We start from the raw sequence: 26309 nt of genomic DNA, 5'->3' as shown, positions 1-26309 counted from the left end.
CTCTTCCGCTCAGGAACGCATTACATATGGAACGCACGCATCGTATCGATCTGAAGTTATTGCGCTACTTTCTTGCTGTCGCAGAAGAGCTGCATTTTGGACGAGCGGCCGCCCGCCTGAATATGTCGCAGCCTCCGCTGAGTATTCATATTAAAGATCTGGAACAGCACCTCGGTACGCCGTTGTTTGTTCGTCATTCCCGCAGCGTGGCGTTGACGCATGCCGGAAAAATTCTGATGGAGGAATCCCGCCGTCTGCTTACCAACGCGAACCAGGCCCTGGCGCGAGTGGAGCAGATTGGGAGGGGTGAAGCGGGGCGGATAGAATTAGGTGTGATCGGCACGGCAATGTGGGGAAACATGCGCCTGGCGATGCGCCATTTTTTGCAGGAAAATCCGAATGTTGAAGTCCTTTTTAGAGAGAACATGCCTGCTATGCAGATGGCGATGCTGGAACGACGGGAGCTGGACGCCGGGATCTGGCGAATGGCAATAGAGCCTTCTCCAGGGTTTACCAGCCAGCGTTTGCATGAATCCTCTTTTCTGGTTGCAATGCCGGAAGAGCACTCACTTACCGTGCTTGAGGAGATCCCTCTTGCGTTGCTGCGTAACGAATATTTTGTCACTATGCCGTCAATACATACCGACTGGACGTTTTTGCAACGCGTATGTCAGCGGGCGGGATTTTTGCCGATGATTGTCCGCGAAGTGATGGAGCCGCAAACGGTTCTGGCGATGATCAGCATGGGAATGGGTATCACACTGATCGCCGATAGCTATGCGCAGATGCAATGGCCTGGCGTCGTGTTTCGTCCACTGGAGGAGCGTATTCCGGCCGATTTATACATCGTATATGACCACCAGCAGGTGACCCCCGCTCTGGAGAAAATGGTCTCAGTGCTGACGAATTGAATGCCGTATGCCGCGGGCGAGGGAAATGAGCGCGTTACCCGGCCTGGGCAGACGCAAAACGCTCCCGACGGACTCGCAGACTGAGATATCCATCTGAAGTCCGAACGGTTGTCCGGACTTTGAATCGTATTTTTCAGACGCGGGCGCCTGACTTCAGAATAAGGCGCCTCGCGGGGGCGATAGATTAATGTTCATGTTTCTGTTCGCGCAAATAGATTATCCAGTAGGTAATACTGACCAGAACGCCGCCGCCGATAATATTGCCGATGGTTACCGGGATTAAATTATCGATAATAAAATTATGCACCGTCAGCATCGGGAAATTATCCGCTGTGGTCTGCGTCATACTCCAGAATTGATCGGGGGAAAAGTCGCGAATCACGATCGCCAGCGGGATGATAAACATATTGGCAATACTGTGCTCAAAGCCACTGGCGACAAACATGCCGATAGGCAACAACATTGCGACGATTTTGTCCGTCAGAGAGTGGCCGGAATAACTCATCCAGACGGCAAGGCAAACCATTAAATTACACAACGTCCCCAGGCAGACCGCCTCAATAAAGGTATGGTGCATTTTATGATCGGCGGTTTGCAGAACATTGAGCCCCCATAAGCCATTGCTGCTCATGGCTTGTCCGGAAAACCAGATCAACAAAACAAAAAAGAGCGCCCCGACAAGATTGCCGAAATAAACAATAATCCAGTTCACAATTAACTGCCGCCAGCTAATTAAGCCGCTGGCTTTCGCCATGACCGTCATTACTGTCGACGTAAAAAGATCGGCACCACATACGACAACCAGAATCAGACCGAGTGTAAAACAGAGGCCACCGGCGAGTTTTGTTAATGATGTTGCCGGCGTTGCCCCCGTGGTTACCGTGATATAAAAAACAAAGGCAATAGAAATAAAGACTCCCGCGGTTATAGCCAGAAAAAATGCGAGATCTTTTCTCTTGGAAACTTTATAGACACCGGCCTGTTCCGCGACTTTTGCCATTTCTGCGGGCATGCGCAAATCGAAAGAAATATCATTCTTCATCGAAGGCTCCTGGATTACATTAAGACATGCATGATTACCTTCATATATGCATAGTGCGTACCAGAATGCCTTCGTCATTCGGTGCTAATATGTGATCCATTTCACTTTACAACCGCTAGAGTACTTCCCGTGCGGCAATGCCCAGACGCTGCATCCGCGACAACAGGGTCGTGCGCTTCATCCCCAGGCGGGTTGCCGCGCCGCGCGGCCCGGCGACAATACCATTCGTCTCCCTGAGCACCTGGATAATTCGCTGGCGTTCCTCTTCATCGGTTTCCGGCGCGGCGGGATTTAACATTTGCGCCATTGAACCTCGCGGCTGAACGTCATGACTTAAAGACGGCAACAGGTGAGTTTGCGGGGTATTAAGATGTAAATTCAGGGTGGTGCCGCGAGTGAGCAACACGGCGCGTTCAATAACGTTTTCCAGTTCCCGTATATTACCAGGCCAGTCCCATGACATCAGTTGCTGGAGCGTTTCGGAGGAGATGCTATCAATGGTACGATTCATCCGTTTCGCCATTTTTTGCGTAAAATATTTCGCCAGCAGAGGAATATCTTCCGGCCGCTCGCGCAACGGCGGTAATTCCAGAGGGAAGACATTAAGCCGATAAAAAAGATCGCTGCGAAACTCCCTGTCTTCAACCATTTGCCATAAGTCACGATTGGTGGCGGCAATGACTCTGACATTAACCGGAATAGTTTTATTGCTGCCGAGGCGCTCAATTTCCCTTTCCTGTAATACGCGCAATAATTTGGGCTGTAGCTCTAATGGAAGGTCGCCGATCTCATCAAGAAACAGCGTACCCCCATCGGCAATCTCAAAACGACCGCGATGGGTGTTAATTGCGCCGGTAAAGGCCCCTTTATCGTGGCCAAATAATTCACTTTCCAGCAGGCTGGCGGGGATGGCGGCGCAGTTAATTTTCACCAGTGGTTTATCGCGCCGCAGACTTAACTGATGTACGGCGCGGGCGATAACTTCTTTGCCGGTTCCGGTTTCTCCGCAGATGAGAACCGTGCTGTCGCTTTGCGCCACAATTTCGACCTGCTGTAGCAGCTCGTCCATAGCCCGGCTTTTATAAATAATATCGCCCATCCCCTGGCTGGAAAATAACTGCTCGCTGAGCTGGCGATTCTCCTGTTTAAGACTTTCCTTCAGCTCTGTCATATTGCGCCAGGCGTTGGCATTATCGACAGCAATAGCGATGCGATCGGCAATATGCTGCAGTAATTCACAATTTTCTTTGCTAAATACACTGGCTGAAGTATGTGCCAGGAACAGTATGCCTGGCGTACGATTGCCGAAGGTCATTGGGAGTATCACTGCGGCTTCCAGGCCCCGTTCCGCGATTTTCTCCAGCAAAGCGTCCCGTTGCCACAGGGCCGGATCTTCAGCAAGATGAAGTAAGCGATGCTGGTTCTCACGCAGCGTTTGCATGAGAATCTCGCTGCTGCCAGGCAGATGATATTGCGTGTACTCAGGCTCCGAATCTGAAAAGTGGGTGCACCACACATGGAACTTATCCGCCTGTCGGCTATCACGCAAAACCAGACTCACGGATGTTGTGCCAAAGAAATGATGAATTTCGTTGCCGATGTCGGCGACAAGTTCTTCCAGATCGAGATGGGACAGAACAGAATTGGTGATATCGACCAGCACCCGGTGATGATCGCGCTCTTTCGCCACTGCCTGTAGCGTTACCCGCTGTTTGGTTTGTTCAATCATCGCGGCGAGAACGGGCGTGATGATGCGCGTTAGCCAGTTGAACAGCATGATATCCTGGGGTGAGAACGGGTCGCCAGTGATACAAATGAAACGCAGTTCTATCATCAGGGCATTGTCAGGCTGCACCACATGTCGCGAACAGTCTGCGTAGTCACCTTGCCAGGCTTCTGTTGCCGTCTCGTCGCTTCCGTCATCAAAGCAACGATACCAAATCTCGCTGCCAATAATGTGGAGCTCAATAAGCTGTACAGTACGAAAAGAGGGCGGGAGCGGAATGAAAGCGCGCAACAGAGACGCCTTATCATTCTGCTGAGTCAAAAACTGTAACAGTGCATTGATGAGATTATCTTGCGGTATCTCTTCAGGCGGGGCAGGAGTTGCCTCGTCAAACATAGTCATCAAGAGTCCTTTTTAATGAAGGGACATTCCACGTAACGATGGCGCGTTAGATTGATTATCCTGGCCTTATAATACTATAGCCTATCCCTTCATTTTGTAATGTTATCCTTCTCACGAGATCTTTTTTGCCATCAGATAAATGGCGGGTTCGCGAACAATATCATCCAACAAATGAATAAACTGGATACTCAGCGATTTCCAGGGGGCCGCGCCATCGTCAGCCAGCGTCGCGAAGGCGTGAGTCAGCATGGCGGTGTGCGACGCATCAATCACAATTTCCCCAAAGGTTAAGACGCCAGCCATTTTTCGCCGCGCCTGCTCGTCACTTAACAAGTCAATCCATTCACGGTATTCCTGCAGAGGGCAACGCAGCGCCACATTGAGACAATCAATCACGCCGACATGATGGCCAATCGCCAGTGAGTAATACATAACCTGACGACTTTTCTCTGGCATGGAGACACTGCTGTCGATAAACTTTTTCCGCAGCGTCCAGAAGACGATCTCACCGCTGTTTTCCGTCATATCCCCCCCGAACCGTCAGTAATAATTGATGGACAATATCATTCAGTCGCGGATCGTTCGCTTCCCGGAGCCAGTGTTCAACCTGCTTTCCGGTGGGATCGCGGGTAAGTACCGTGAAAAGCCGATCGCATATTTCCCGTCCCTGACGGTATCCCGCAAGACGTCTGGCTTCGCGTTCTACGGCAACACGCTGTGCGGGAGGAATGTGCGGCCACAGGAGTTGAGGGGATTCGGCGGCGGCCTCCAGATAATCGACCGCATGGATCTTTTGCTGAAGCAGGCCAAGCGCGACCGCAAAACCATGAATCGTGGCGGCAGGCGTCGGAGGGCAGCCCGGAATCCACACATCGATAGGCACGATTGTGTCGCTGCCTCCCCACACGCAATAAAGATCGTGGAAAATACCGCCACCGACGCCGCAGGCACCGTAGGAGAGGCATATCTTATGGTCCGGCGCCGAATGATACGCCCGCAGCGCAGGCATGCGCATGGCGCGCGTTACCGCGCCGGTAAACAGCAGAATATCGGCATGGCGCGGCGACGCGACGACTTTGATCCCAAAGCGTTCGGCATCAAACAGCGGCGTAATGGCTGAGAAAATTTCAATTTCACAGCCGTTGCAACCGCCGCAATCCACCCGATAAACATACGCTGAGCGGCGAATGTCCTGCAGAAGCAGCTGTTTCATTTTCTGCGCCTGGTCATCCAGGGGGATGGGCTGGCTGACATGATGGCGATGCGTTTCAAACGAGGTCGTCATAGTTTTTCCTTAATCGCAAAGGAAATATTTTCACTGCCGCCATGAAATAACGCGGCATGGCGTCGGCATTCCGGGCAAATGCATGCCTGTTGACGCAGCGTTTCCAGAAGGTCCGGGGTATGTTGCTGTTGCGCCAGTAGCTCTACCGCCATCTCAATAGATTTTTCCGCCGCGAAGGGCCGCTGGCAGCGCGTACATTTCTGCAAACGGAAGGTGGCGCGCGTATAGAGATCCGTCTTATTGGTGACGGCGAGCTCAAAGTTTTCCGACAGACGTATTGCCCGGGTAGGGCACACTTCTTCACAGCGCCCACAATAAATGCACCGCCCCAGATAGAGTTGCCAGGTCCGGGTGTTATTTTTATCGTCCGTTTCCATTGTCAGAGCATTGGCCGGACAGGCGGAGGTGCAGGCCGCACAAGCAATACACTGGCGCGGATCCAGCTCAGGCTTTCCGCGAAAACCAGGGCAGACTTCCAGTGGGGCAAAAGGGTATTTCACCGTCGGTTCGCCGGCCCGCATGATTGTTTTCAGTAATTTCAGCATTTTTCTGTCCTTACTTTAGCGGTGAGCGATTTCGCTCCAGGCCATAACGTTCGATCTCTTTATATGGCACGGTCCTGGACTGACGTTTACGAACGTCGACCAGCGTCACACGGTCAGTGCATGAATAGCAGGGATCGAGGCTACCTATAATCAACGGCGCGTCAGAAACCGTGTTTCCGCGTAACATGTAGCGCAGTACCGGCCAGTTGGCATAGGTGGCGGCGCGGCATCGCCAGCGAAACAGTTTCTGATTATCGCCGAGCATACTCCAGTGAACGTCTTCGCCACGCGGCGCTTCAACGTAGCCAAGCGCGAAGGCGTGCGGACGATAGCTGAAGCCTTCTGTGAGCAACGGCGTGTTGGGCAAGTTGTCGAGGGCGAATTCGATCATCGCCATCGAATCAAAGGTCTCTTTGACCCTGACCATCACTCTGGAGAAAACATCGCCGCCAGCGAAGGTGAACAGCGTTTTTGGCAGGTTGCCGTAATCGGCGTAGGGGTGATCGAATCGCAGATCGCGGGAGAAGCCACTGCCGCGAATCAACGGCCCCACGGGGCTGAAATCACGGGCGATCTGCCGGTCAAGGATACCAACCCCCTGCGTGCGCTGCTCAATATTTGGCGTGTCTAATAGCATTTCAACCAGCTCAGTGACTTCCGCGCGCATCTCTCTGACCAGTTGCAGCGTTTTCAGGCGCTGTTCTTTCAGAATATCCCGGCGAATTCCGCCAATCAGGTTAAGTCCGTAGGTTTTGCGTGAACCGGTTAACAGTTCCGCTATGGTCATTGATTTCTCTCGTACGCGGAAAAACTGCATAAAGCCGGTATCAAAGCCGACGAAATGGCAGGAAAGACCAAGATTGAGCAGATGACTATGCAGTCGCTCCACCTCCAGCAGGACGGAGCGAATGGTGTGTGCCCGCTGCGGAACCTCAATACCCAGCGCATTTTCCACAGATGTGGCGTAGGCCACGCTATGCGCAAAGCCACAAATGCCGCATACGCGATCCGACAAAAAGGTTACTTCGTTGTAACCCATGCGCGTTTCAGCAAGTTTCTCCATACCACGATGGACATAGAACAGGCGATAGTCCGCATCGACAATCTGCTCACCATCAACGAACAGCCGAAAATGGCCCGGTTCGTCAGACGTGATATGCAGCGGACCGATGGGAACAATCCGTGCGTCATTGTCGCCATCGTTAATGAAAGAATATGTTTCCGTATCAGTGGTCGGTTCCGGCCGCAGACGATAATCCATCGCATCTTTACGTAGCGGATGCATATCGTCTGGCCAGTCATCCGGTAACACCAGACGGCGTTGATCCGGCAGGCCGACAGGAATCAGACCGTACATGTCGCGAATTTCCCGCTCCCCCCAAACGGCGGCCGGGACGCGCGGTGTGACGGAGGGGAACTCCCGGCTATCGGCATCAACCAGTGCTTTAACCACAATCCAGCACTTTTCTTTTCCTTCAATTGAGAGCGCATAGTACACCGCGTAATGTCCGTTCAGGCTACGCTCGTCGTTGCCAAACAGAACAGGCAACCAACCTTCATGCTGGTAATAGAGATAATGCACCACATCCGGCAGCAGGTTAGTCTTCACGGTAATCGTAACCTGCGTTGGCGTCTGTCGCTCTTCCTCCAGTATGGCGCCGGGAAACTGTGCTTTTACCGCGGCCAGACAGGTTTCGCCGCAGTTTGAAGATAAATTAACGCTGTCCAAATAGTTCACTTTTATTCTCCGGTACTGAGGCGGTCGTGGGATTCATAAAATCTTGCCAGCCGTTTATTTGCACAGGCTGTTCATGCGAGCCTGAAAGGACAATGGCCGAGGCATTTTCCAGAATCTGGCTTACGGGGTGTGGAATATGCGTCCCCATGACCAGCATCATGACCAGCAGAATGGCCATCGGGGCAGTGGTCAGCCAGCCCAGTTCGCCGCGGCTCACGGCTTCCGGCGGGTGGGCAAACAGCACCCGCGCCACCATGCGCACCAGCCCTGCCAGTACCAGCGTCAGCAGCAGCAACAGCAAAATGGTGATGGCGATATGATCGCGGGCGAGGCCCGCCGCGACGGTCATGAATTCACTGAGGAAAATGTTGAACGGCGGCATTCCTCCCAGCGCCAGCGCGCCGCCGCCAAGTAACACGGCGCTAAAGGGCATGATCTTCAGCATACCGCAGACGACATCCAGATTGCGGGTGCCGTACTTCAGCAGTACGTTCCCCGAACCGCAGAACAGAAGGGTTTTCGCCAGACTGTGGTTGAGGGTATGGAGCAGGGCCGCCAGAATGCCCAGCGGACCGCCAATCCCCAGCGCGACGGCAATCAGCCCCATATTTTCCACGCTGGAATAGGCCAGCAGACGTTTCATATCCTGCTGCACGAGGATAAAAAATGCTGCCACGGCGACCGAAAGCAGACCAAATATCAGCAGTAGCTTGCTGGGGAAATCGCTGCCGATGGCATGGCAGATAATGATGTAGTAGCGAATCAGCACCAGTAATGCGCAGTTCAGCAACACCGCTGAGAGCAAGGCGCTGACCGGACTCGGCGCTTCGCTATGGGCATCCGGCAGCCAGGCGTGCATCGGGAACAGCCCGGTTTTGGTACCGAAACCAATCAGAATAAATACAAAAGCCAGCAGCATCAGCGTTGGATTCAGCCGCGTCGCCTCTTTAAGGACTTCCGTCCAGAAAATCGCCTGATTAGGGTCGGGCATAAAACTGGCGGCGTTGGCGTAGACCAGCACCGTGCCAAACAGGCCGAAGGCGACGCCGACCGTACAGATGATAATGTACTTCCATGCCGCTTCGAGCGAGGAACGTTGCCCATAGATACCCACCAGAAACGCCGAACTTAGCGTCGTGGCTTCGATCGCCGCCCACATGACAATCAGATTGTTACTGGTGACCACCAGCAGCATGGTAAATAAAAAGAGATGGAAGAATCCGTAGTAGTCGCAGAGCGTGACCGGTGAGATCTCACCATGCGCGACTTCGTGGCGCATATAGCCAATCGAATAAATACCGGTGAGAAAGCCGATCGCGCCGAGAATCGCCAGAAACAATCCGCTCAGGCTATCAATATGCAGCCACTGGTGTGCGGCGAATATTTCGCCTTCACGTAAAGCTTCATTTACCGTCCATAGCGCCAGAATCAGCAGCAGTGTTATGCCCGCCGCATGCAGGATGGTGACTGTCCCGACAGCGGCATTTCCCATTATCCGGCAGGCAAAGCACAATAACGAGAAAACCAGTGGTACCAGCAACAGTAAGGTGAAGATGACAGAATGACTCATTTCATTATCCCTTAAGCGCAGTCAGGTTGTTCACGTCCAGCGTGCCGTGAACACGCCCTATCTTTCTGGCCAGCAGAACCATCACAATGACGGCGAAAATCGCGTCGGTGGCTATCCCGATCTCCACCAGTTCCGGCGCGCGCCAGGCGAGCAGCGCCAGTACCAGATGGGAACCGTTCTCCATCAGACAGTAGCCAAAGATTTGCCGCAGAATATTGCGCTGGCTGACGATGCACAGAAGGCCTAACAGGAAGTGGCCTAACGCCACCGCCAGCGCGGGTTTGAGATCAACCGCCATCGGTAAATTCACCGGCTGAACGACGAAAGCGCATAGCAGAACGATGAGCGCTGCCAGCAACGCCATAATGGCGGGGCCGAACAATGCAGGTTGCGTATTAATCGTGGTCAATTTGCGCATGGCGAATCCCATAATTAATGGCACCATGACCACTTTGGTGATAAACGCGCCAATGGACCACATGAGTAATTGTTCAGCCGCAAAGACTCTGGATAACGTGACGAAGATAGATACCAGCACCAATGACTGGATGGCATAAAAAACACATGAAAGGCGGTGGCTTTTTACACTGATGACCAACAGCGATGTCAGCATCATCAAGCCCGCCAGATTATTAACAATCATTGTTCCGCTCATCCTTCACCTCCTTACTGAAGCCAGGCTGCGGCGATGACGCTGGATGCAAGCGACATCACAATCAGTACGACCAACACCACGCGCATAGAAAGCGGCAGCGGCGACGCGTGGGCAACCTCGTCGCTCGGCTTGCCTGGCACTACGCGCCCAAACCAGTAAATAAACCAGCCAAAGCTGGCGACAGATTCAATCAAAACCAGAATCATGGCGGGCAACAGTAGCCAGTACTGGTTTGAAAGGGTGAAGCCCGCGGCAAACAGCGGGTATTTACTGAAGAATCCATTGAACGGGGGCACGCCGGTAATCGCCAGCGCAGCGACGCAGAAACCCACGCCAGCCAGCGGCAACGTATGCAAAACGCCGCGTAGACGAGGCAGGAGACGTGTCCCGCAGCTATAGCTGAGGGAACCCGCCACCAGGAAGAACAGACTCTTAGCGAAAGCGTGGTTGACGATATAGGCAACCCCGCCTTCAAATGCGAGACGCGATCCAAAGGTTGCCAGTGAGAGTGCGAGGAAAATATACGCCAGCTGGGTAATTGTCGACCAGGCCAGCAAACGCTTCATGTCTTTCTGGGGGAGATACATCAGGAAACCATAAATAAGGGTTACCAGCGCCATCACCGCGCCGATCCCGCCAATGAGATGCGGGATATTCCCGCCCTCAAGAATGGCTCGCGCGAAGATATAGACCCCGACTTTAACCATCGATGCTGCATGGAGATAGGCGCTGACCGGTGTCGGCGCTTCCATCGCGTCGGGTAACCAGGCCTGCAACGGCAACTGGGCCGATTTCCCCCACGCGGCGAAAAGAATGCCGCCGTATACCAGATAACGGGCATTTCCCTGCAGCTCACTCAATGCGCTTAACGAGAAGGTGCCGGTTTGCAGGAACAGCGTGGCGGCAGCAAGATAGAGCCCAAGAGAGGCGATATGGGTAAGCAGAAGCGCCTTCAGTGCCGAACGTTGCGCTTTCTCGCTCTGATAGTAGCCAATCAACGCCCAGGAGCAGCCGCCGGTGATTTCGAAGAATATCAGCTGACCGAGAATCGTTGACGAGAGTACCAGCCCGGACATAGCGCCGATAAAAATCAGCAGAAACGCATAGTACCGGTTGCCGCCGTCATGCGGATGCTCGCGGTTCTTTTCCGTTAAATAGCCGGTGGAATAGAGGGCGACCAGCAGCCCCAGAAACACGACAACAAACAGGATCAGCGTGCTGAGCCTGTCGATGGTAAGGCCAAAAAGCACGACATCGCCAATACTGGCGAGGGAAATGGTGACAGCCGCTTTCCCTGCCAGATAAAAAACCGCTTCAAGCCACAACATGCTAAGGGTCGCCAGCAAGGCGAACAGCGTGCCCAGTTTCGCGGCCTGGCGCTGGGGCGAGAGCGAAACGACGAGTGCGCCGACGAAAGGCAGCAACAGTGTCGTCAGAGCAAGAGTTTCCATAATATGACGATGCTCCTTACAGACCGGTTAACCAAAAGACATACGACAGTGCGGCAAGGCCGAAGCCGAGCCAGGTCACATGATGCGTCAGTAAAAATCGTCCCCGCGCTAACGAGTTTTCTACGATGGATGCAATCACAAAAATCAGCAGTAGCTTGATGAGCGTGACGACCAGGGAGAGCAGCAGAGAACCGAAAGAGAGGGTTTCAGCGCTGCCAAATGGCAGAAACAGGGTGATAAATAGCGATGCCATCACCACTTGTTTGAGGCCCACTCCCCACTTCACTAACGCTAGTCCGGCACCGGAGTACTCTGTCAGCGGCCCTTCCTGTAGTTCTTGCTCGGCTTCGGCCACGTCAAAGGGAATTTTCCCCATTTCGATAAAACAGGCGAACGCGCAGGACAGTAACGCCAGCATCGTCGCGACAGGCGAAAGCCAGCCTGACGCCAGCGTGGTGCTGATGGCGGCGATATGGGTTGACCCTGCGATTAACGCGACGACCAGTAAAGCGAGGATTAGCATCGGCTCCACCAGAATGCCCAGCGTCAGTTCACGACTGGCGCCGATCCCGGAGAACGGGCTACCGGTGTCCAGGCCGGAAAGAGCAAAGAAGAAGCGGAACAAGGCAAACAAATAGATCAGCGTGATGATGTCACCGCCGCCAGCAAGAGGCGACGCCTGGACAAACAGCGGCAGCGCCATCGTGACAACCAGCATGCTGCTCAACAGCACCCAGGGCATCAGGCGGAACATCAGACCCGAAGAGGCCGGAGCCACCTCCTGGCGTTTTAATAGTTTGTTGAGGTCCCGGTAGTCCTGCCAGATGCCCGGTCCACGACGAGAATGCATTCTGGCGCGGATTTGCCGTGAAATGCCCGTGAATAATGGCGTGATCAACAGCAATATAAGCGCCTGTAACAGGGCAAAAATCACCAGATATCCGTCGGAGAGTTGATGTGTCATAGCGGTTTCCTCAGACGGCAATAGCCAACAGTAGAACAATCAGCGTGGCGACAACGTACAGGCAATAAAGGCGAAAATCGCCGCTTTGCAAGTGCTGTACGCGTTGCGCCAGCCTGTGTGTCGTCTGTACGATCGGGCGAATGATGTATTCATCCCAGAACGGTTCGGTGTGTTGCGCCACATGGGTCATGTGTGCCAGCCCCCCGGCAAGTGAGGCGCTGGGGTCGAGTTGTTTACGCATTCGGTAAAGCGCGGAGAACATGACGCGCAACGGCTGGGTAAAACTGCCAGCGGAAGGCGCCATCAGACTCTCCCAGCCGTACCCGCAGGCCCAGGCCTCGCCGGTGCGGCGGAAGGCGCCACGGCGTGGACGGTTTACCAGCCAGAACAGGCCCGGCAAAATGGGCAGGGCGATAAGCAACAGGAAGATTGCCGAGGGCGTCAGCAGGGTTTGATGCATTTCACCTGGAATGAGCGCTACGCCCTGGGTCGCCGGTATGGCCGAAACGGTGGTAAAGGTAAGCACGACAGACATGATTTGCGGCGCGACCCAACAGGCGAAAACACCGGTTAATACACATAGCGCAGCGAGTATCAACATGGCTACGGTCATCTGCCAGGGGGCTTCCTGCGCCTTTTCTGCTGCTTCACTTCGCGGCGCGCCGCAGAAACTGATACCGTACACTTTGACAAAACACATTGCCGCCAGCGCCCCGGTGATTGCCAGCATCACAATGGCGACAGGGCCAGCGAGACGCAGCACGATGTCGTCAATGCGGGTCATCGCGAAGAGTGACTGATAGGTGTACCACTCGCTGATAAATCCGTTGAGTGGCGGCATGGCTGAAATCGCCAGGCAGCCAACAAGAAACGCGCCTGCGGTCCACGGCATTCGCTTCGCCAGCGCACCCATTTTTTCCATATCGCGGGTGTGCAGACGCCAGATAATTGAACCGGCGCCAAGGAAGAGCAGACCTTTGAACAGGGCGTGATTAAGCAGATGAAAGAGGGCGCCCAGCAGGCCAACCGCCGCCAGCACGGGATAGTGCAGCGATAGTCCAATCATCCCGACGCCAACGCCGAGCAGGATGATGCCGATATTTTCGACGGTATGCCATGCCAGCAGGCGTTTGATATCGTGCTCCGCCAGGGCGTATAACACGCCCAGTACCGAGGATACGGCACCGAATGCCAGAACGACAATGCCCCACCAGAGCGCGATGCCGCTATGTCCCAGCAGATCGATACCGACTTTCAGCATACCGAAAATGCCGATTTTCACCATCACGCCGGACATCAGGGCCGAGGCGTGCGACGGTGCCGCGGGGTGGGCGCGCGGTAGCCAACTGTGCAGCGGCAACATCCCGGCTTTGGCGCCAAAGCCGAAAAATGCTAACAAGAAGATGGCGGATGCCACGCCAGGTGAAAGCGAAGTTTGGCGGAAGCTGGCAAAATCGAGGCTGTCGGTCTCCCGCCAGAACAGGAAAAAGGCGATCATAATGAGCACAGATCCCGCATGGGCGATAAAGAAGTAGAGCATCCCCGCCCGGATAGATTCTTCATCTTGCTCAGCAATGACCAGAAACCAGGAGGCCAGCGACATCATTTCAAACAGCACGATGAACCAGAACGCGTTGTCCATCACCAGTAATCCGACCATTGATGCGATAAAGAGATTCATAAAAAAGCCCATTACCGCCGCACCTTTGCCGATGTATTCGCGCATATAAGCCAGCGAATAGAGCGCGCAGACCGTAACCAACAGTGAAATGACCAGCACCATAAAGGCAGAAAGCGTGTCCATGCGCACGCTGAGTTCAGCGAAGGGGAAGGGGGTTACAGCGTGCCAGGTTAGCGTTGTGCCGGATTTGAGCTGCGTGACGGCGCCAGCAATGCCGGCAATGCCGCCGAGCATGGCGCAAATGCCAGCCATATTAATGGCGCTTTTATCCCGTCCACAGAGCAACAGTGACGCTACCCCGCCAACGAGATACAGCGTCAGTGACCACATCAATAATTGCAGAGCATCCATTACAATTTTTCCGAAGTAAAGGAAAGAGAAGCCACACCGCCGTCGTTCAAATACTCTGCGGTAAGACGCTGCTTCTGTTTCACCTGCTGTTTTAAGAGATCGTCGGTAACCAGGTGCAGGGCATGAGTAACGCACGCACGCACGCAGGCTGGCCCTTCCGGAAGGAAATAACAGAGATCGCATTTCACTGCGATGGCCTGTACCCCCGCCTCCCAACGTAAAAAAGGATGCAGAGACGGCGTGCTTTCCGGTGTGTCGCTAAGCTCTCCTTGCGCCAGATGCGCAAACTGTTCTGGCGCGTTTACTGGTCGGCTTCCGGAAGGAACAATCGCGCCAAAAGGACATACCAGACCGCAAAGTTTGCAACCGATACAGAGTGTTTCGTTCAGTTGAATCGCATCGTTCTGAAGGGAGATGGCGTTAACCGGACAAACCTGCTTACAGGGGGCATCCTCACAGTGACGACAGAGGATGGGCGCGGTTTGTGTTGTCGTCTTTACCATCGCCAGTCTTGGATGTCGTTGTAGACCTTGTGTTTTATGCACCTCGGAACATGCGGCAAGACAGGTGTTACATCCTATGCACCACTGAGGATCGGCAACCACAAAGCGGTTCATGTCGGCTCCTTAACGAAGAAACAAAAAGTTCAGCTTTGTAATGCACAAACAATGCCATTATTTAAATTTAATAAAATCAAATGGTTGTGTTTTTATTCTCAAAAGGGAGAGGCAAAAGTGATGGTCATTAACGTTCGGGCGGAGGGACATTCGGCATTTTTGTCGAGGTAGTTGGAGGCGTAAATTTGCTGAAATTTTTAGCCTGTTTTTATGGCCTTCAGCGTCTGGGGGTTATAGCGTGTTAGCGGGTTTAGCACAGGGAGGTGGGCCTATCGTTGCCGCGGGCGGCTCGTGTACTGTGGCAGGTAAAAATCTTTACATCGCTGATAGCAAAAAAGCGCCTTTAGGGCGCTTTTTTACACTGGTGGGTCGTGCAGGATGACTCGCTTTGCTCGCCCTTCGGGCCGTCGCCGCGGGCGGCTCCGTTGTCTTCACTTCGTTCGACCCGAACCTGCTGCAGGTTCGAATCTTATCTATCACAGATAGCAAAAAAGCGCCTTTAGGGCGCTTTTTTACACTGGTGGGTCGTGCAGGATGACTCGCTTTGCTCGCCCTTCGGGCCGTCGCCGCGGGCGGCTCCGTTGTCTTCACTTCGTTCGACCCGAACCTGCTGCAGGTTCGAATCTTATCTATCACAGATAGTAAAAAAGCGCCTTTAGGGCGCTTTTTTACACTGGTGGGTCGTGCAGGATTCGAACCTGCGACCAATTGATTAAAAGTCAACTGCTCTACCAACTGAGCTAACGACCCGAAGTGGTGGGTGATGACGGGATCGAACCGCCGACCCCCTCCTTGTAAGGGAGGTGCTCTCCCAGCTGAGCTAATCACCCACTTCAGTACTTCATTTTGCAAGAAATTTCGCTGGCGAGAAAGTGGTGGGTGATGACGGGATCGAACCGCCGACCCCCTCCTTGTAAGGGAGGTGCTCTCCCAGCTGAGCTAATCACCCACTTCTCAATTTCTTGCTTTAATCCTCATTTTTCACGTTATTACATCGGCTTTCTTTATTTACTCCAATCGCTTACTTTATGTAAGTTCAACAGAGTTATTCAGTTGCCGCTTGACCACAACGCAAAATATAGTGGATTACACGGCGGAGACTACGTGAAGTAGTTGGTGGGTGATGACGGGTTCGAACCGCCGACCCCCTCCTTGTAAGGGAGGTGCTCTCCCAGCTGAGCTAATCACCCCCGCTGTGTGGAGTCGCATTATAGGGAGAGTTGAAAATGAGTCAACGCCTTTTCTAAATAATTTTTTTGTTCGTCGTAAAATTAAACAAAACGATTGCCATGCCATCTATGGCGCATGATTTATAAACAAAAAGATAAAGCGTGACGTTGAAATGGTAACAACATTGAGGAATCAGCCCACGGTGTTAGAATATTCGTCCATAAAATCTAACGAACACTGCCGCGTGTCGGCATCTTTATCAAACGTAAGGCCAATTCATGAAAATCAAAACTCGTTTCGCGCCTAGTCCGACAGGCTATCTACATGTTGGCGGTGCGCGTACTGCTCTCTATTCCTGGCTTTTTGCACGTCACCACGGCGGTGAGTTTGTGCTGCGTATTGAAGACACCGATCTTGAGCGCTCAACGCCAGAAGCCATTGAAGCCATTATGGATGGTATGAACTGGCTGAACCTGGAATGGGATGAAGGTCCGTATTTTCAGACCAAACGTTTTGATCGCTACAATGCCGTGATTGATGAAATGCTGGAGGCGGGCACTGCCTATAAATGCTATTGCTCCAAAGCGCGTCTGGACGCGCTGCGTGAAGAGCAAATGGCAAAAGGCGAAAAACCGCGTTATGACGGTCGTTGTCGCCATGGTCACGAACATCATGCTGATGACGAGCCTTATGTTGTGCGTTTTGCCAATCCAGAAGAAGGCTCCGTTATTTTTGACGATCAGATCCGTGGCCCTATCGAATTCAGTAATCAGGAACTGGACGATTTGATCATCCGTCGTACCGATGGTTCCCCGACCTACAACTTCTGTGTGGTGGTTGATGACTGGGATATGGCGATTACCCACGTGATTCGCGGCGAAGATCATATCAATAATACTCCGCGTCAGATCAATATCCTGAAAGCATTGAACGCGCCGGTGCCGGTTTATGCTCACGTCTCTATGATCAACGGCGATGACGGTAAAAAACTCTCCAAGCGCCACGGCGCGGTGAGCGTAATGCAGTATCGTGATGATGGCTATTTGCCGGAAGCGCTGTTGAATTATCTGGTGCGTCTGGGATGGTCCAGCGGCGACCAGGAGATTTTTTCGCGTGAAGAGATGATCAAACTGTTTAGTCTGAGCGCAGTGAGTAAATCGGCGAGCGCGTTCAATACTGAAAAACTGCAGTGGCTGAACCATCACTATATTAATTCGCTGGCGCCGGAATATGTGGCGACGCATCTGCAATGGCACATTGAGCAGGAAAATATCGATACCCGTAACGGTCCGCAGCTGGCTGAGCTGGTGACATTGCTGGGCGAGCGCTGCAAGACGCTGAAAGAGATGGCGGCAAGCTGCCGTTATTTCTACGAAGACTTTGCTGAATTTGATGCCGATGCGGCGAAAAAACATCTGCGACCGGTTGCTCGTCAGCCGCTGGAAGTGGTGCGCGATAAGCTCGTCGCCATCAGTGACTGGACGGCAGAGAATGTTCACCATGCGATCCAGGCGACGGCGGATGAACTGGACGTCGGTATGGGGAAAGTCGGTATGCCGTTGCGCGTAGCCGTCACGGGAGCGGGCCAGTCTCCGGCACTTGATGTAACCGTCCACGCGATCGGTAAATCGCGTAGCATAGAGCGTATTAATAAAGCGCTGGCCTTTATTGCCGGGCGTGAAAGCCAGCAGTCCTGATTCAGATAAGAGATACAGTAAAGCGGCGGAGTTATTCCCGCCGCTTTTTTAGCTATTATTTCTCCCCAGTAATACCAAGCCGGGATAAAAATCCGCTGATCCCCTCGCGCACCAGAAGATCGCGCAACTGTAACTGTTCTGACCGGGACATAAGGTGCAGCGTTTCGACGATTTGACGTCTGACCGCGTCTGCATCATTAACAAAGTAGTTAACGGGCGCTTCTGCAAGCTGGTTGTCAATGGTCAATCCCCGGAATTCCTTACTATTTGCCAGATAATCAATTACCGCCTGATCGATAACAATCAGACGAGCGCGCCCGCCTTTAATGCCTGGTATGGTTTCTGTTCGCCATTTTTGCTCTCTGGCCCAGCGGTTGATTGTTTGTCGGGTAAGTTTAAGGCCTTTAGCGAGCTCCGCTGCCGTCATTTTGTCTTTGAGTTTCATCATGATGTGACTTACTGGTCGCGAATACCCAGCCGATTGAGCAACCCGCTGATCCCTTCACGAAGCAGCAGCGACATCAACTGTTTTTGCTCTCCCGGCGTCATCTCTTTACTCAGGGTAAGCAGCAGCGATTCCAGATTGTTATCGGCGGGAGAATAGGGGACTGGATTCTCAGCCACGCGTTGTGCGCTGCGAATAAACTCGCGAACTTGTTCATTGACATGTACGAGACGCGCCTTTCCGCCCTGCACGCCAGGGCGCGGAGATGTTTGCCACCCCTCTTTGCGGACCCATTTGTTAATTGTTTGCCGACTGAAACCAGTCAGATGCGCTATTTCTTCAGGTGTCATTCGTTCCTTGAGCATACTATTTCCTGAGTAAATATATGGGAATTAGTTGTACATGTTATAGCATCCTTTTAGAGGAAAGGGTGACATGTTTGGCTTTTGGCTGCGATAATGCTCGCAATGTCAGCCGTTTGTCTGCTTTTTCAGCGATCAAAGGGTCGAGGTTGATTTTGCCGTTGACACCTGGCGAAGGAATTCATATTATGCCGCCCGTCAACACGACACGCTTTACGTTACGGGGCTATAGCTCAGCTGGGAGAGCGCTTGCATGGCATGCAAGAGGTCAGCGGTTCGATCCCGCTTAGCTCCACCAAAACCTGCACCCATCAGGTTTGGTTCGTAAAGAGTTTCTTCGGGGCTATAGCTCAGCTGGGAGAGCGCTTGCATGGCATGCAAGAGGTCAGCGGTTCGATCCCGCTTAGCTCCACCAAATTTCAATTCTCCCGTGGTTTCCGCAAAATATTCCATAATAAATGAATACGCTAAGCTTAGCGCTTCATCGTTAACGCGCTTGCAACTTGACCTGGATGCGTCCCCCAATGATGACTCCTTTGCTAGTCGCTGCGTGATGCATCACCTCCATGAAATGCGCTCTTAAGAGGCGTCGTCCGTGCATTCAGATCTGCTCCGACAGTTTTGTCGCTCACCACGGTTACTGACTCATACCCGCTCCAGGGAAGGCATTCAGTGGACCCCCAATGCATCTCGAATGATTTTTTGTCCATAACAGGCATATCCCTTAGCGAAAGGTAATTTCAGATTTTTTCTCGATTTAATATCTTGCCTGCCATTATTAAGCAGCATAATATTTGTTCATATAGATGTTATGCTGAGCGAGTTAATAACAACAATAATGATTAACTATTCTGCTGTTAAAATTAAAAGAACTCTGCTGGCGTTATTGATCTGTTTTATTACTATCCCTCTTTCCAGATTTATTTCCCCACAAATTTTCCTTGGTGAGAATCAACTCTATCTGGTGTGGTTACCGTTGAGCGCCATGTATTCACTCCTTTTTATATTTGGTCGGTATGCTGTTGTACCATTGATTATCACATTTGCAATCGATAATACCCTGATTGTCGGTCTGGCGTTACCGCAGGCGATGATTTTGTTGTTTTGCCAGCTCATCCCGGTTCTTGTTTCCTGCGCGATTATTCGCTTTCAGTCTGGAAGACGCTGGCGCAGCGGCCTGAGGGGGAAGCATTGGGGCATACGGATTTTTTGGGCCGGTTTCTTCGCCCCGCTGTTGTTGAAAGGTAGCATGTATGTGGTGGGGCAATTTTTCTCGTTTCCAGTGGCAATGTCTGGTTATTTCGGCCATATATCGATAATCTACACAATTATCGATATACAAAGTCTGATTAGTGCAGGATTAATTTTTACGGCGCTGTTCTATTATCCATTGCGGATGATTATCAGTCCGCGATATGCACGTGTATTTTGGCGCAATCATTGCCAGCCGCGTCTGGCGTATGGGCATAGAATATTTACGTTGTACTGGTTTATTGCCCTGACTACCATATTATTTGTGCTTTGTACGCCTTATATTTCTGATTTGATTGGAGGTTATTTAGTTCCTCTTATTTTTATTTTGTACTTCGTAGGTATTGGGCGTCTGGGACAGACGCTGATTCGCATTTTATGGTCCATATCAGCATTTTTACTCGTTGTTTATCATCCGAATTTTTTACATGGGGTAAGCATTGAGTATTCACTAGCATTTGTTCTTTCCGTGTTAATTTCGTTTACTGTCTGTTTGTTTTATATGGCAGATATCTATGCACGTAGCGAGAGGATGAGGATTAGATGGCGTGAGCAGGCTGGGGAAACCTCACGCGTAGGGGCATTGAATATGGGGCAGGGACAAATTCCCGAGCGCTCAAGCGAACAGCTTCATCTGCTCAGACAGGTTGAACACGCCATTAATAAAGGCTCGTTGCTGCTATATGCTCAGCCTATTCAGAATGCAACTGGAGAAGGTTATTACGAGATACTCTGTCGGATGCGCTGCGGTAACGCCATCATCATGCCGCAGCAGTTTATTCCACTGGTTAGCCGGTTCAACCTGAGCCAGCGTTTTGATATGCAGGTGCTGGAAGCGTTATGCCGCGTCCTGCATCACTATCCGGGTAAGCATTTTTCGGTCAACCTGCTGCCTCACACATTGATGCAACAAGATAGCGCGGCGCAAATTATCATGCTGTTTAAACGTTACAACCTGGCGCCGGGGACGATAACCATTGAGGTGACCGAAGAGCAGGTATTTTCTGATATTGAAATCAGTATGTATAACATCCAACAGTTACGAAATTTCGGCTGCAGTATCGCTATTGATGACTTTGGCACCGGCTACGCCAACTATGAGCGCCTGAAAAATTTACAGGCTGATATTGTAAAAATAGACGGTTGCTTTGTGCGTGATATCGCAACCGATCCGCTAGATGTCATTATGGTTAAATCCATTATTGAAATGGCGAAGGCTAAAAATATGAAGGTGGTTGCGGAGTATGTCGAAACCCAGGAGCAGAGAACCCGGCTTTTGCAATTAGGCGTCGATTATTTACAGGGATATCTGATTGGTAAACCGCAACCCTTGAGTGAATTGCGGGTATGAAAAAGCCGGGGCTTGCCCGGCTTCGCAATACAGGTTGCTAATTACAGCACCAGGGCGGCGATAGACGCCGAGAGCACGCTCACCAGCGTCGAACCATAGACCAGTTTCAGGCCGAAACGGGAAACCACGTTACCTTGTTCCTCGTTCAATCCTTTAATTGCCCCCGCGATAATGCCGATAGAGGAGAAGTTGGCGAAGGAGACCAGGAAGATAGAAAGGATGCCTTCCGCACGTGGAGAGAGCGTAGCGGCAATTTTCTGCAGATCCATCATCGCGACGAATTCGTTAGAAACCAGTTTGGTTGCCATAATACTCCCTACCTGCAGCGCTTCGCCCGCAGGTACGCCCATTACCCATGCGATCGGATAGAAGATGTAGCCAAGGATCCCCTGGAAGGAGATACTGTAGCCGAACCAGCCGGTAACGGTGGCGAACAGGGCGTTCAGCGCAGCAATCAGCGCGATGAAACCGATCAACATTGCAGCGACGATAATCGCCACTTTAAAACCCGCCAGGATGTACTCGCCCAGCATTTCGAAGAAACTTTGTCCTTCATGGAGATTGGACATCTGCAGGTTTTCTTCACTTTCGTCCACGCGATACGGGTTAATGAGCGACAGAACGATGAAAGTACTGAACATGTTGAGCACCAGCGCCGCCACAACGTATTTCGGCTGCAGCATGGTCATGTACGCGCCCACGATAGACATAGAGACGGTCGACATCGCTGTCGCTGCCATTGTGTACATGCGGTTGCGGGACATTTTCCCAAGAATATCTTTATAGGCGATGAAGTTTTCCGACTGGCCCAGAATCAGCGAGCTGACCGCATTGAAGGATTCCAGTTTACCCATGCCGTTGATTTTGGACAGTACGGTGCCAATTGCGCGAATGATAATCGGCAGGACACGAATATGTTGCAAAATACCGATCAGCGCGGAGATGAAAACGATGGGGCACAACACTTTCAGGAAGAAGAAAGCCAGGCCTTTATCGTTCATGCTGCCGAAGACGAAGTTTGTCCCTTCGTTGGCAAAACCGAGGAGTTTTTCAAACATCCCGGCGAAGCCTTGTACAAAACCCAGACCAATATCAGAGTTCAGGAAGAACCAGGCCAGTAACACTTCAATGACCAGCAGTTGAATGACGTAACGTACACGAATCTGATTACGGTTGTGGCTGACCAACAGGGCCAGAATGGCAACCACTACGATCGCGAGAATAAAATGCAGGACGCGGTCCATATTTGCTCCAAACATGAGGCAGGTTAAATTTCTGTGCACATTTTATGTAACAGTTTAAAAGAAAACGAGATGCAGAGCACATTATTGCAAGGATATGTGAAGAAGGGAAAGAATAGTGATCGATCATTGATTTTTGTTATGTTGCGTAAAGGTTTTAAAAGTTGCACCGATGTACTATTCTGATGACGGTGAGATAAAGCAACGTTTATCAACCTCAGTTTTCCGTTATTGGCCCGCTATTGCTCCCCCCTATCACAGTAATCATTATCACCTTTACAAATGAACTTGATAATCATTCGCACTTTGATAGCATGAAACATAGCAAAGGCTATATTTTCAGAGGCAGAAAATGACAAGCAGTCGCGTTGAGAATAGCAGTGGTCGCGCAGCGCGCAAGATTAAGCTCGCCCTGATGGGGCCTGCGTTCATTGCTGCCATTGGCTATATCGATCCGGGTAATTTCGCCACCAATATCCAGGCCGGGGCCAGCTTTGGTTATCAACTTCTGTGGGTTGTGGTCTGGGCGAATCTGATGGCGATGCTGATTCAGGTCATGTCGGCAAAGCTGGGTATTGCCACCGGTAAAAATCTGGCGGAGCAAATTCGTGATCACTATCCGCGTCCGGTGGTGTGGTTTTACTGGGTGCAGGCGGAAATCATCGCCATGGCCACCGACCTTGCTGAGTTTGTCGGTGCGGCCATTGGATTTAAGATGGTGTTCGGCGTGTCATTACTTCAGGGTGCCGTATTGACAGGGATTGCGACCTTCCTGATTCTGATGTTACAGCGTCGTGGTCAAAAACCGCTGGAAAAAGCGATCGGTGGACTGCTGCTGTTTGTCGCCGCGGCATATGTGGTCGAACTCATCTTCTCTCAACCGGCGATGGCGCCGCTGGCGAAGGGGATGCTTATTCCGTCGCTGCCGACCCAGGAAGCGGTTTTTCTTGCCGCCGGGGTGTTGGGGGCGACGATCATGCCGCATGTTATCTACCTGCATTCTTCGCTAACTCAGGATTTGCGCGGCGGGACGCGTAAAGAACGCTACAACGCCACGCGCTGGGATGTGGCGGTTGCCATGACTATCGCTGGTTTTGTTAACCTGGCGATGATGGCGACCGCTGCCGCGGCCTTTCATTTCAGCGGCCACAGCGGTATTGCCGACCTCGATCAGGCTTACCTGACTCTGGAACCTTTGTTGAGTCAGGCGGCGGCGACCATCTTTGGCCTTAGTCTGATGGCCGCCGGTTTGTCGTCCACTGTGGTGGGGACGCTGGCGGGGCAGGTGGTCATGCAAGGTTTTATCCGCTTCCATATACCACTCTGGTTTCGCCGGACGGTGACGATGCTGCCGTCATTTATTGTCATCCTGATGGGACTGGATCCGACACGCATTCTGGTTATGAGCCAGGTATTACTGAGTTTCGGTATCGCTCTGGCGCTGGTGCCGCTGCTTATCTTCACCAGCAATTCGCAACTGATGGGCGACTTAGTTAATGCCCGTTGGCTGAAACTGCTGGGATGGACGATCGTCGCGATCGTGGTGGTGCTCAACGGTTGGCTGATTGTCGGCACGATATCTGGTTAGTCTTGACATCCTCCCCGCCCTAAAGGGCGAGGATTCCTACAGCGTTCAGACCGTAGCCTGACTCGCCTCGGTGGGTTCCTGCTTCAACGGGCGGTCTGACTGCACCCTCCCTCCACAGGCAAGCACGGCATGTCCAGCCGCTAAGATGTTACGTGCCCCATTGATATCGGCATTTTCGATATATCCGCATTCAAGGCACTCAAATTTACTTTGTAACTGGCGATTTTCTTTCGCTGTATGACCACAGCAGGCACACCGCTGACTGGTATATGCCGGAGGGACTGCCAACACCTGACCGCCGCGCCAAAGCTGCTTGTATTCAAGTTGACGGCGCATTTCGTACCAGCCCTGATCCAGTATCGAACGGTTCAAACCTGATTTGGCTTTGACGTTTCGCCCGTGCTGTTCTGACGTACCTTTTGCCGATTTCGACATGTTACTGACCTTCAAGTCCTCAATGACGATCATTGCGTGATTTTTGCTGATTTCAGTGGTGACTTTGTGAAGGTAGTTCCGCCGGATATTGGCAATGTGCGAATGAAGACGCTGGATTTTTCGCTTCTGTTTCTGCCAGTTTGCGCTGAACTTTTCTTTGCGGCTTAATTGTCGCTGGAGCATTGCCAGCTTACGCTGGCTTGCTTTAAAGCTGTTGACGGGCTGATATACCGTGCCATCTGAAAGTGTGGCGAGTTTTGTGACTCCGGCATCCAGTCCGACCATTGACTCTGCGTTGTGAACCGGATCAGCCACTTCGTATTCTGTCTGGATACTGACGTACCATTTGCCGCATGACTGGCTGACCGTGACGTTTTTCACTTCACCAATGACTTCACGGCTGTTGCGATAGCGTATCCACCCTAACTTTGGCAACGATATTCGATTGTTGGGCTGATCGAGCTTCACGCCCTGCGGGTAGCGGAATGCGTCATTTTGACCCCGTTTTTTGAAGCGGGGGAAAGCAGCCCGTTTCTGAAAGAAATTTTTGTAGGCTCGCTCAAGGTCTTTCAGTGATTGCTGTAACGGCTGTGATGGGGCTTTTTTCAGCCATTGTGTCTCTGTGTCAGATTTCCACTCAATGAGCCATGAAGCCATCTTTGTATAGGGAATGTATTTGTTCCCTGCTTCGTGATTCTCATTCTGAAGTGCTAACGCCCGATTGAAAACAAAACGACAAGCCCCAGCGAAGCGCAACATATCACGCTCCTGCTGACCATTTGGTCTTAACTGGAATTTAAAAGCTTGTAGGCGTTTCATTTCACCTATTATACTTTGGTCTATGAAAAATGAAACCGATATTCGCCGTGGCAGACATTGTGTATTCCTGATGCATGTTCATTTGGTCTTTGTCACAAAATACAGGCGAAAAATATTTGATCAGGATGCGATTGAAAAACTGCGTAGCTACTTTGCCAGCGTCTGTGCTGATTTTGATGTTGAGTTGGTTGAGATGGACGGAGAATGCGATCACGTGCATTTACTGATCAACTACCCGCCAAAGATCGCAGTATCAAATCTGGTTAACAGCCTCAAAGGAGTTTCGAGTCGATTGCTTCGACGGGATCGTCCTGACATTGCGCAGCGTTATTACTACAAAGGGGTTCTTTGGACACCAAGTTATTTCGCAGGGAGTTGTGGTGGTGCACCAATATCCATTATTCGCCAGTACATTGAGCAACAGGAAACACCTGGCTAGTTTAAAAACCACGCCTTATATCCCCGCCCTGAAGGATGGGGTTTTACGGCGCTACAGATAAAATATAGAGTGGGGAACCATCTGGCTCCCCTCTGAGTGCTGACATACCTCAGACGTAAGAAAGATGGCAGAGGATGCCTTTGCGATTAAGGATGCCAGCGATCCCCTGGCCCATCTTCCCAGCCGCCGCGTCGGTTATGGCGATCGTTCCAGCCTTCACGATATCCACGCTCGTAAGCCGCGCGTTTATCCCAGCCACGATGCCAGCCATTGTCGTGGCGATACCAGCGGTTATTGCGCCATTCATAGTGTCTGCGCCAGTAATCTCGGTCACGCCAGCCGTGGCCGTCCCAGTAATGGCCATAATTGTCGCGATCGCCGATTTGCAATTTTATTGATGGCAACAGGGTGATTTCCCCGGCATTTACAACCCATGGGGCTGAAGCCAGTAGCACCGTAGCCAGAATCAGTGACCTGAACATACTCTTCTCCTTCACGATCGGGGCCATTATTGGCCTTTGCCCGGATATTACGGGGCGGTAAAGCTCCGTCGCATCGGGGGACTCTTAAATC

Annotated in this window: 22 protein-coding genes, 6 tRNA genes and 2 other RNA genes; 7 read left to right on the top strand and 23 right to left on the bottom strand. The window is 52.0% G+C overall.

Annotated elements, in window-relative coordinates; translation table 11 throughout:
* The first annotated feature begins 26 nt into the window (after nucleotides 1-26).
* The gene (locus tag FN037_RS12460) at nucleotides 27-911 is read left to right on the top strand and encodes a LysR family transcriptional regulator (RefSeq protein WP_138361117.1); all 885 of its coding nucleotides are present in this window, start codon (nucleotides 27-29) and stop codon (nucleotides 909-911) included.
* Between the two features lie 184 nt (nucleotides 912-1095).
* Here the strand turns inward: FN037_RS12460 and focA are convergent, their stop codons facing one another.
* The 18 genes from focA to FN037_RS12370 all read right to left on the bottom strand — a co-directional run bounded on the left by focA (nucleotide 1096) and on the right by FN037_RS12370 (nucleotide 16128).
* Entirely contained in the window at nucleotides 1096-1953 is an 858-nt protein-coding gene (gene focA, locus FN037_RS12455; RefSeq protein ID WP_138361118.1) for a formate transporter FocA, read from the bottom strand.
* Between the two features lie 115 nt (nucleotides 1954-2068).
* The gene (locus tag FN037_RS12450) at nucleotides 2069-4081 is read right to left on the bottom strand and encodes a sigma-54-dependent Fis family transcriptional regulator (RefSeq protein WP_138361119.1); all 2013 of its coding nucleotides are present in this window, start codon (nucleotides 4079-4081) and stop codon (nucleotides 2069-2071) included.
* Nucleotides 4082-4192: 111 nt separating this feature from the next.
* Nucleotides 4193-4606 (bottom strand): formate hydrogenlyase maturation HycH family protein, encoded by a 414-nt coding sequence (locus tag FN037_RS12445; protein ID WP_142502358.1) that lies wholly within the window; start codon nucleotides 4604-4606, stop codon nucleotides 4193-4195.
* Complete coding sequence (locus FN037_RS12440; RefSeq protein ID WP_142502357.1) at nucleotides 4587-5366, bottom strand: NADH-quinone oxidoreductase subunit B family protein; 780 nt, start codon at nucleotides 5364-5366, stop codon at nucleotides 4587-4589. The genes FN037_RS12445 and FN037_RS12440 overlap by 20 nt, the downstream gene beginning before the upstream one ends.
* Nucleotides 5363-5911 carry a hydrogenase 4 subunit H gene (hyfH, locus tag FN037_RS12435; protein ID WP_138361122.1) on the bottom strand — a complete coding sequence of 183 codons (549 nt, stop codon included), beginning with the start codon at nucleotides 5909-5911 and terminating at the stop codon, nucleotides 5363-5365. The genes FN037_RS12440 and hyfH overlap by 4 nt, the downstream gene beginning before the upstream one ends.
* Before the next feature lie 10 nt (nucleotides 5912-5921).
* A complete protein-coding gene (locus FN037_RS12430) occupies nucleotides 5922-7640 on the bottom strand; it encodes an NADH-quinone oxidoreductase subunit C (RefSeq protein ID WP_171034872.1) in 1719 nt (572 codons plus the stop codon).
* Entirely contained in the window at nucleotides 7627-9219 is a 1593-nt protein-coding gene (gene hyfF, locus FN037_RS12425) for a hydrogenase 4 subunit F (protein WP_138361124.1), read from the bottom strand. Before hyfF ends, FN037_RS12430 begins: the two co-directional genes overlap by 14 nt.
* Before the next feature lie 4 nt (nucleotides 9220-9223).
* Nucleotides 9224-9874 carry a hydrogenase 4 membrane subunit gene (gene hyfE, locus FN037_RS12420; RefSeq protein ID WP_138361125.1) on the bottom strand — a complete coding sequence of 217 codons (651 nt, stop codon included), beginning with the start codon at nucleotides 9872-9874 and terminating at the stop codon, nucleotides 9224-9226.
* Between the two features lie 11 nt (nucleotides 9875-9885).
* Nucleotides 9886-11325, bottom strand: a complete 1440-nt coding sequence (locus FN037_RS12415) for a hydrogenase 4 subunit D (RefSeq protein ID WP_138361126.1) — start codon at nucleotides 11323-11325, stop codon at nucleotides 9886-9888.
* A 16-nt stretch (nucleotides 11326-11341) separates the two neighbouring features.
* Nucleotides 11342-12289 (bottom strand): respiratory chain complex I subunit 1 family protein, encoded by a 948-nt coding sequence (locus FN037_RS12410; RefSeq protein ID WP_142502356.1) that lies wholly within the window; start codon nucleotides 12287-12289, stop codon nucleotides 11342-11344.
* Nucleotides 12290-12299: 10 nt separating this feature from the next.
* Nucleotides 12300-14321 (bottom strand): hydrogenase 4 subunit B, encoded by a 2022-nt coding sequence (gene hyfB, locus FN037_RS12405; RefSeq protein ID WP_142502355.1) that lies wholly within the window; start codon nucleotides 14319-14321, stop codon nucleotides 12300-12302.
* Nucleotides 14321-14938, bottom strand: a complete 618-nt coding sequence (locus FN037_RS12400; RefSeq protein WP_138361129.1) for a 4Fe-4S dicluster domain-containing protein — start codon at nucleotides 14936-14938, stop codon at nucleotides 14321-14323. The genes hyfB and FN037_RS12400 overlap by 1 nt, the downstream gene beginning before the upstream one ends.
* 362 nt (nucleotides 14939-15300) lie before the next feature.
* Nucleotides 15301-15432: non-coding RNA, RtT sRNA (locus FN037_RS12395), on the bottom strand.
* 24 nt (nucleotides 15433-15456) lie between these two features.
* Nucleotides 15457-15588, bottom strand: a non-coding RNA gene (locus FN037_RS12390) — RtT sRNA.
* Between the two features lie 24 nt (nucleotides 15589-15612).
* A tRNA-Lys gene (locus FN037_RS12385) sits at nucleotides 15613-15688 on the bottom strand.
* 4 nt (nucleotides 15689-15692) lie between these two features.
* Nucleotides 15693-15768 (bottom strand) — tRNA-Val (locus FN037_RS12380).
* Between the two features lie 43 nt (nucleotides 15769-15811).
* A tRNA-Val gene (locus FN037_RS12375) sits at nucleotides 15812-15887 on the bottom strand.
* A 165-nt stretch (nucleotides 15888-16052) separates the two neighbouring features.
* A tRNA-Val gene (locus FN037_RS12370) sits at nucleotides 16053-16128 on the bottom strand.
* A 258-nt stretch (nucleotides 16129-16386) separates the two neighbouring features.
* Between FN037_RS12370 and gltX the strand changes: the two genes are divergently transcribed.
* Nucleotides 16387-17805, top strand: coding sequence for a glutamate--tRNA ligase (gltX, locus tag FN037_RS12365; protein WP_138361457.1), 1419 nt, complete (start codon nucleotides 16387-16389; stop codon nucleotides 17803-17805).
* Between the two features lie 55 nt (nucleotides 17806-17860).
* On the opposite strand, the gene FN037_RS12360 is transcribed toward gltX, so the two are convergent.
* The gene (locus tag FN037_RS12360; protein ID WP_142502354.1) at nucleotides 17861-18253 is read right to left on the bottom strand and encodes a YfeC-like transcriptional regulator; all 393 of its coding nucleotides are present in this window, start codon (nucleotides 18251-18253) and stop codon (nucleotides 17861-17863) included.
* Between the two features lie 8 nt (nucleotides 18254-18261).
* Nucleotides 18262-18615: a YfeC-like transcriptional regulator gene (locus FN037_RS12355; RefSeq protein ID WP_138361455.1), complete on the bottom strand. Its 354-nt coding sequence runs from the start codon at nucleotides 18613-18615 to the stop codon at nucleotides 18262-18264.
* Nucleotides 18616-18834: 219 nt separating this feature from the next.
* On the opposite strand from FN037_RS12355, the gene FN037_RS12350 reads away from it, so the two are divergent.
* The 3 genes from FN037_RS12350 (at nucleotide 18835) to FN037_RS12340 (ending at nucleotide 21214) form a co-directional block, all read left to right on the top strand.
* Nucleotides 18835-18910: transfer RNA gene (locus FN037_RS12350), tRNA-Ala, on the top strand.
* Nucleotides 18911-18951: 41 nt separating this feature from the next.
* Nucleotides 18952-19027 (top strand) — tRNA-Ala (locus FN037_RS12345).
* Nucleotides 19028-19450: 423 nt separating this feature from the next.
* Nucleotides 19451-21214 (top strand): EAL domain-containing protein, encoded by a 1764-nt coding sequence (locus FN037_RS12340; protein WP_142502353.1) that lies wholly within the window; start codon nucleotides 19451-19453, stop codon nucleotides 21212-21214.
* Nucleotides 21215-21255: 41 nt separating this feature from the next.
* On the opposite strand, the gene FN037_RS12335 is transcribed toward FN037_RS12340, so the two are convergent.
* Entirely contained in the window at nucleotides 21256-22458 is a 1203-nt protein-coding gene (locus tag FN037_RS12335) for a NupC/NupG family nucleoside CNT transporter (RefSeq protein ID WP_138361453.1), read from the bottom strand.
* Nucleotides 22459-22807: 349 nt separating this feature from the next.
* On the opposite strand from FN037_RS12335, the gene FN037_RS12330 reads away from it, so the two are divergent.
* Complete coding sequence (locus FN037_RS12330) at nucleotides 22808-24043, top strand: Nramp family divalent metal transporter (protein WP_138361452.1); 1236 nt, start codon at nucleotides 22808-22810, stop codon at nucleotides 24041-24043.
* Nucleotides 24044-24088: 45 nt separating this feature from the next.
* On the opposite strand, the gene FN037_RS12325 is transcribed toward FN037_RS12330, so the two are convergent.
* On the bottom strand, nucleotides 24089-25297 hold the full coding sequence (locus FN037_RS12325) for an RNA-guided endonuclease TnpB family protein (protein ID WP_142502352.1): 1209 nt from the start codon (nucleotides 25295-25297) through the stop codon (nucleotides 24089-24091).
* 22 nt (nucleotides 25298-25319) lie between these two features.
* On the opposite strand from FN037_RS12325, the gene tnpA reads away from it, so the two are divergent.
* The gene (tnpA, locus tag FN037_RS12320) at nucleotides 25320-25736 is read left to right on the top strand and encodes an IS200/IS605 family transposase (RefSeq protein WP_138361450.1); all 417 of its coding nucleotides are present in this window, start codon (nucleotides 25320-25322) and stop codon (nucleotides 25734-25736) included.
* 146 nt (nucleotides 25737-25882) lie between these two features.
* Here tnpA and FN037_RS12315 read toward each other — a convergent pair whose 3' ends face one another.
* Nucleotides 25883-26218, bottom strand: coding sequence for a DUF2502 domain-containing protein (locus FN037_RS12315; RefSeq protein WP_142502351.1), 336 nt, complete (start codon nucleotides 26216-26218; stop codon nucleotides 25883-25885).
* Nucleotides 26219-26309 lie beyond the last annotated feature (91 nt).

Origin of the sequence: Klebsiella sp. 2680 (assembly GCF_900198535.1) — a bacterium.
GTDB classification, from domain to species: domain Bacteria; phylum Pseudomonadota; class Gammaproteobacteria; order Enterobacterales; family Enterobacteriaceae; genus Klebsiella; species Klebsiella indica.
The sequence above is the reverse complement of the archived record's forward strand: the minus strand, read 5'-3'. Positions and strand labels throughout refer to the sequence as shown.

Coding starts and splice junctions, on each gene's coding strand:
- FN037_RS12460 (WP_138361117.1), top strand. CDS start 27: ATGGAACGCACGCATCGTATCGATCTGAAGTTATTGCGCTACTTTCTT.
- focA (WP_138361118.1), bottom strand. CDS start 1,953: ATGAAGAATGATATTTCTTTCGATTTGCGCATGCCCGCAGAAATGGCA.
- FN037_RS12450 (WP_138361119.1), bottom strand. CDS start 4,081: ATGACTATGTTTGACGAGGCAACTCCTGCCCCGCCTGAAGAGATACCG.
- FN037_RS12445 (WP_142502358.1), bottom strand. CDS start 4,606: ATGACGGAAAACAGCGGTGAGATCGTCTTCTGGACGCTGCGGAAAAAG.
- FN037_RS12440 (WP_142502357.1), bottom strand. CDS start 5,366: ATGACGACCTCGTTTGAAACGCATCGCCATCATGTCAGCCAGCCCATC.
- hyfH (WP_138361122.1), bottom strand. CDS start 5,911: ATGCTGAAATTACTGAAAACAATCATGCGGGCCGGCGAACCGACGGTG.
- hyfF (WP_138361124.1), bottom strand. CDS start 9,219: ATGAGTCATTCTGTCATCTTCACCTTACTGTTGCTGGTACCACTGGTT.
- hyfE (WP_138361125.1), bottom strand. CDS start 9,874: ATGAGCGGAACAATGATTGTTAATAATCTGGCGGGCTTGATGATGCTG.
- FN037_RS12415 (WP_138361126.1), bottom strand. CDS start 11,325: ATGGAAACTCTTGCTCTGACGACACTGTTGCTGCCTTTCGTCGGCGCA.
- FN037_RS12410 (WP_142502356.1), bottom strand. CDS start 12,289: ATGACACATCAACTCTCCGACGGATATCTGGTGATTTTTGCCCTGTTA.
- hyfB (WP_142502355.1), bottom strand. CDS start 14,321: ATGGATGCTCTGCAATTATTGATGTGGTCACTGACGCTGTATCTCGTT.
- FN037_RS12400 (WP_138361129.1), bottom strand. CDS start 14,938: ATGAACCGCTTTGTGGTTGCCGATCCTCAGTGGTGCATAGGATGTAAC.
- gltX (WP_138361457.1), top strand. CDS start 16,387: ATGAAAATCAAAACTCGTTTCGCGCCTAGTCCGACAGGCTATCTACAT.
- FN037_RS12360 (WP_142502354.1), bottom strand. CDS start 18,253: ATGATGAAACTCAAAGACAAAATGACGGCAGCGGAGCTCGCTAAAGGC.
- FN037_RS12355 (WP_138361455.1), bottom strand. CDS start 18,615: ATGCTCAAGGAACGAATGACACCTGAAGAAATAGCGCATCTGACTGGT.
- FN037_RS12340 (WP_142502353.1), top strand. CDS start 19,451: ATGATTAACTATTCTGCTGTTAAAATTAAAAGAACTCTGCTGGCGTTA.
- FN037_RS12335 (WP_138361453.1), bottom strand. CDS start 22,458: ATGGACCGCGTCCTGCATTTTATTCTCGCGATCGTAGTGGTTGCCATT.
- FN037_RS12330 (WP_138361452.1), top strand. CDS start 22,808: ATGACAAGCAGTCGCGTTGAGAATAGCAGTGGTCGCGCAGCGCGCAAG.
- FN037_RS12325 (WP_142502352.1), bottom strand. CDS start 25,297: ATGAAACGCCTACAAGCTTTTAAATTCCAGTTAAGACCAAATGGTCAG.
- tnpA (WP_138361450.1), top strand. CDS start 25,320: ATGAAAAATGAAACCGATATTCGCCGTGGCAGACATTGTGTATTCCTG.
- FN037_RS12315 (WP_142502351.1), bottom strand. CDS start 26,218: ATGTTCAGGTCACTGATTCTGGCTACGGTGCTACTGGCTTCAGCCCCA.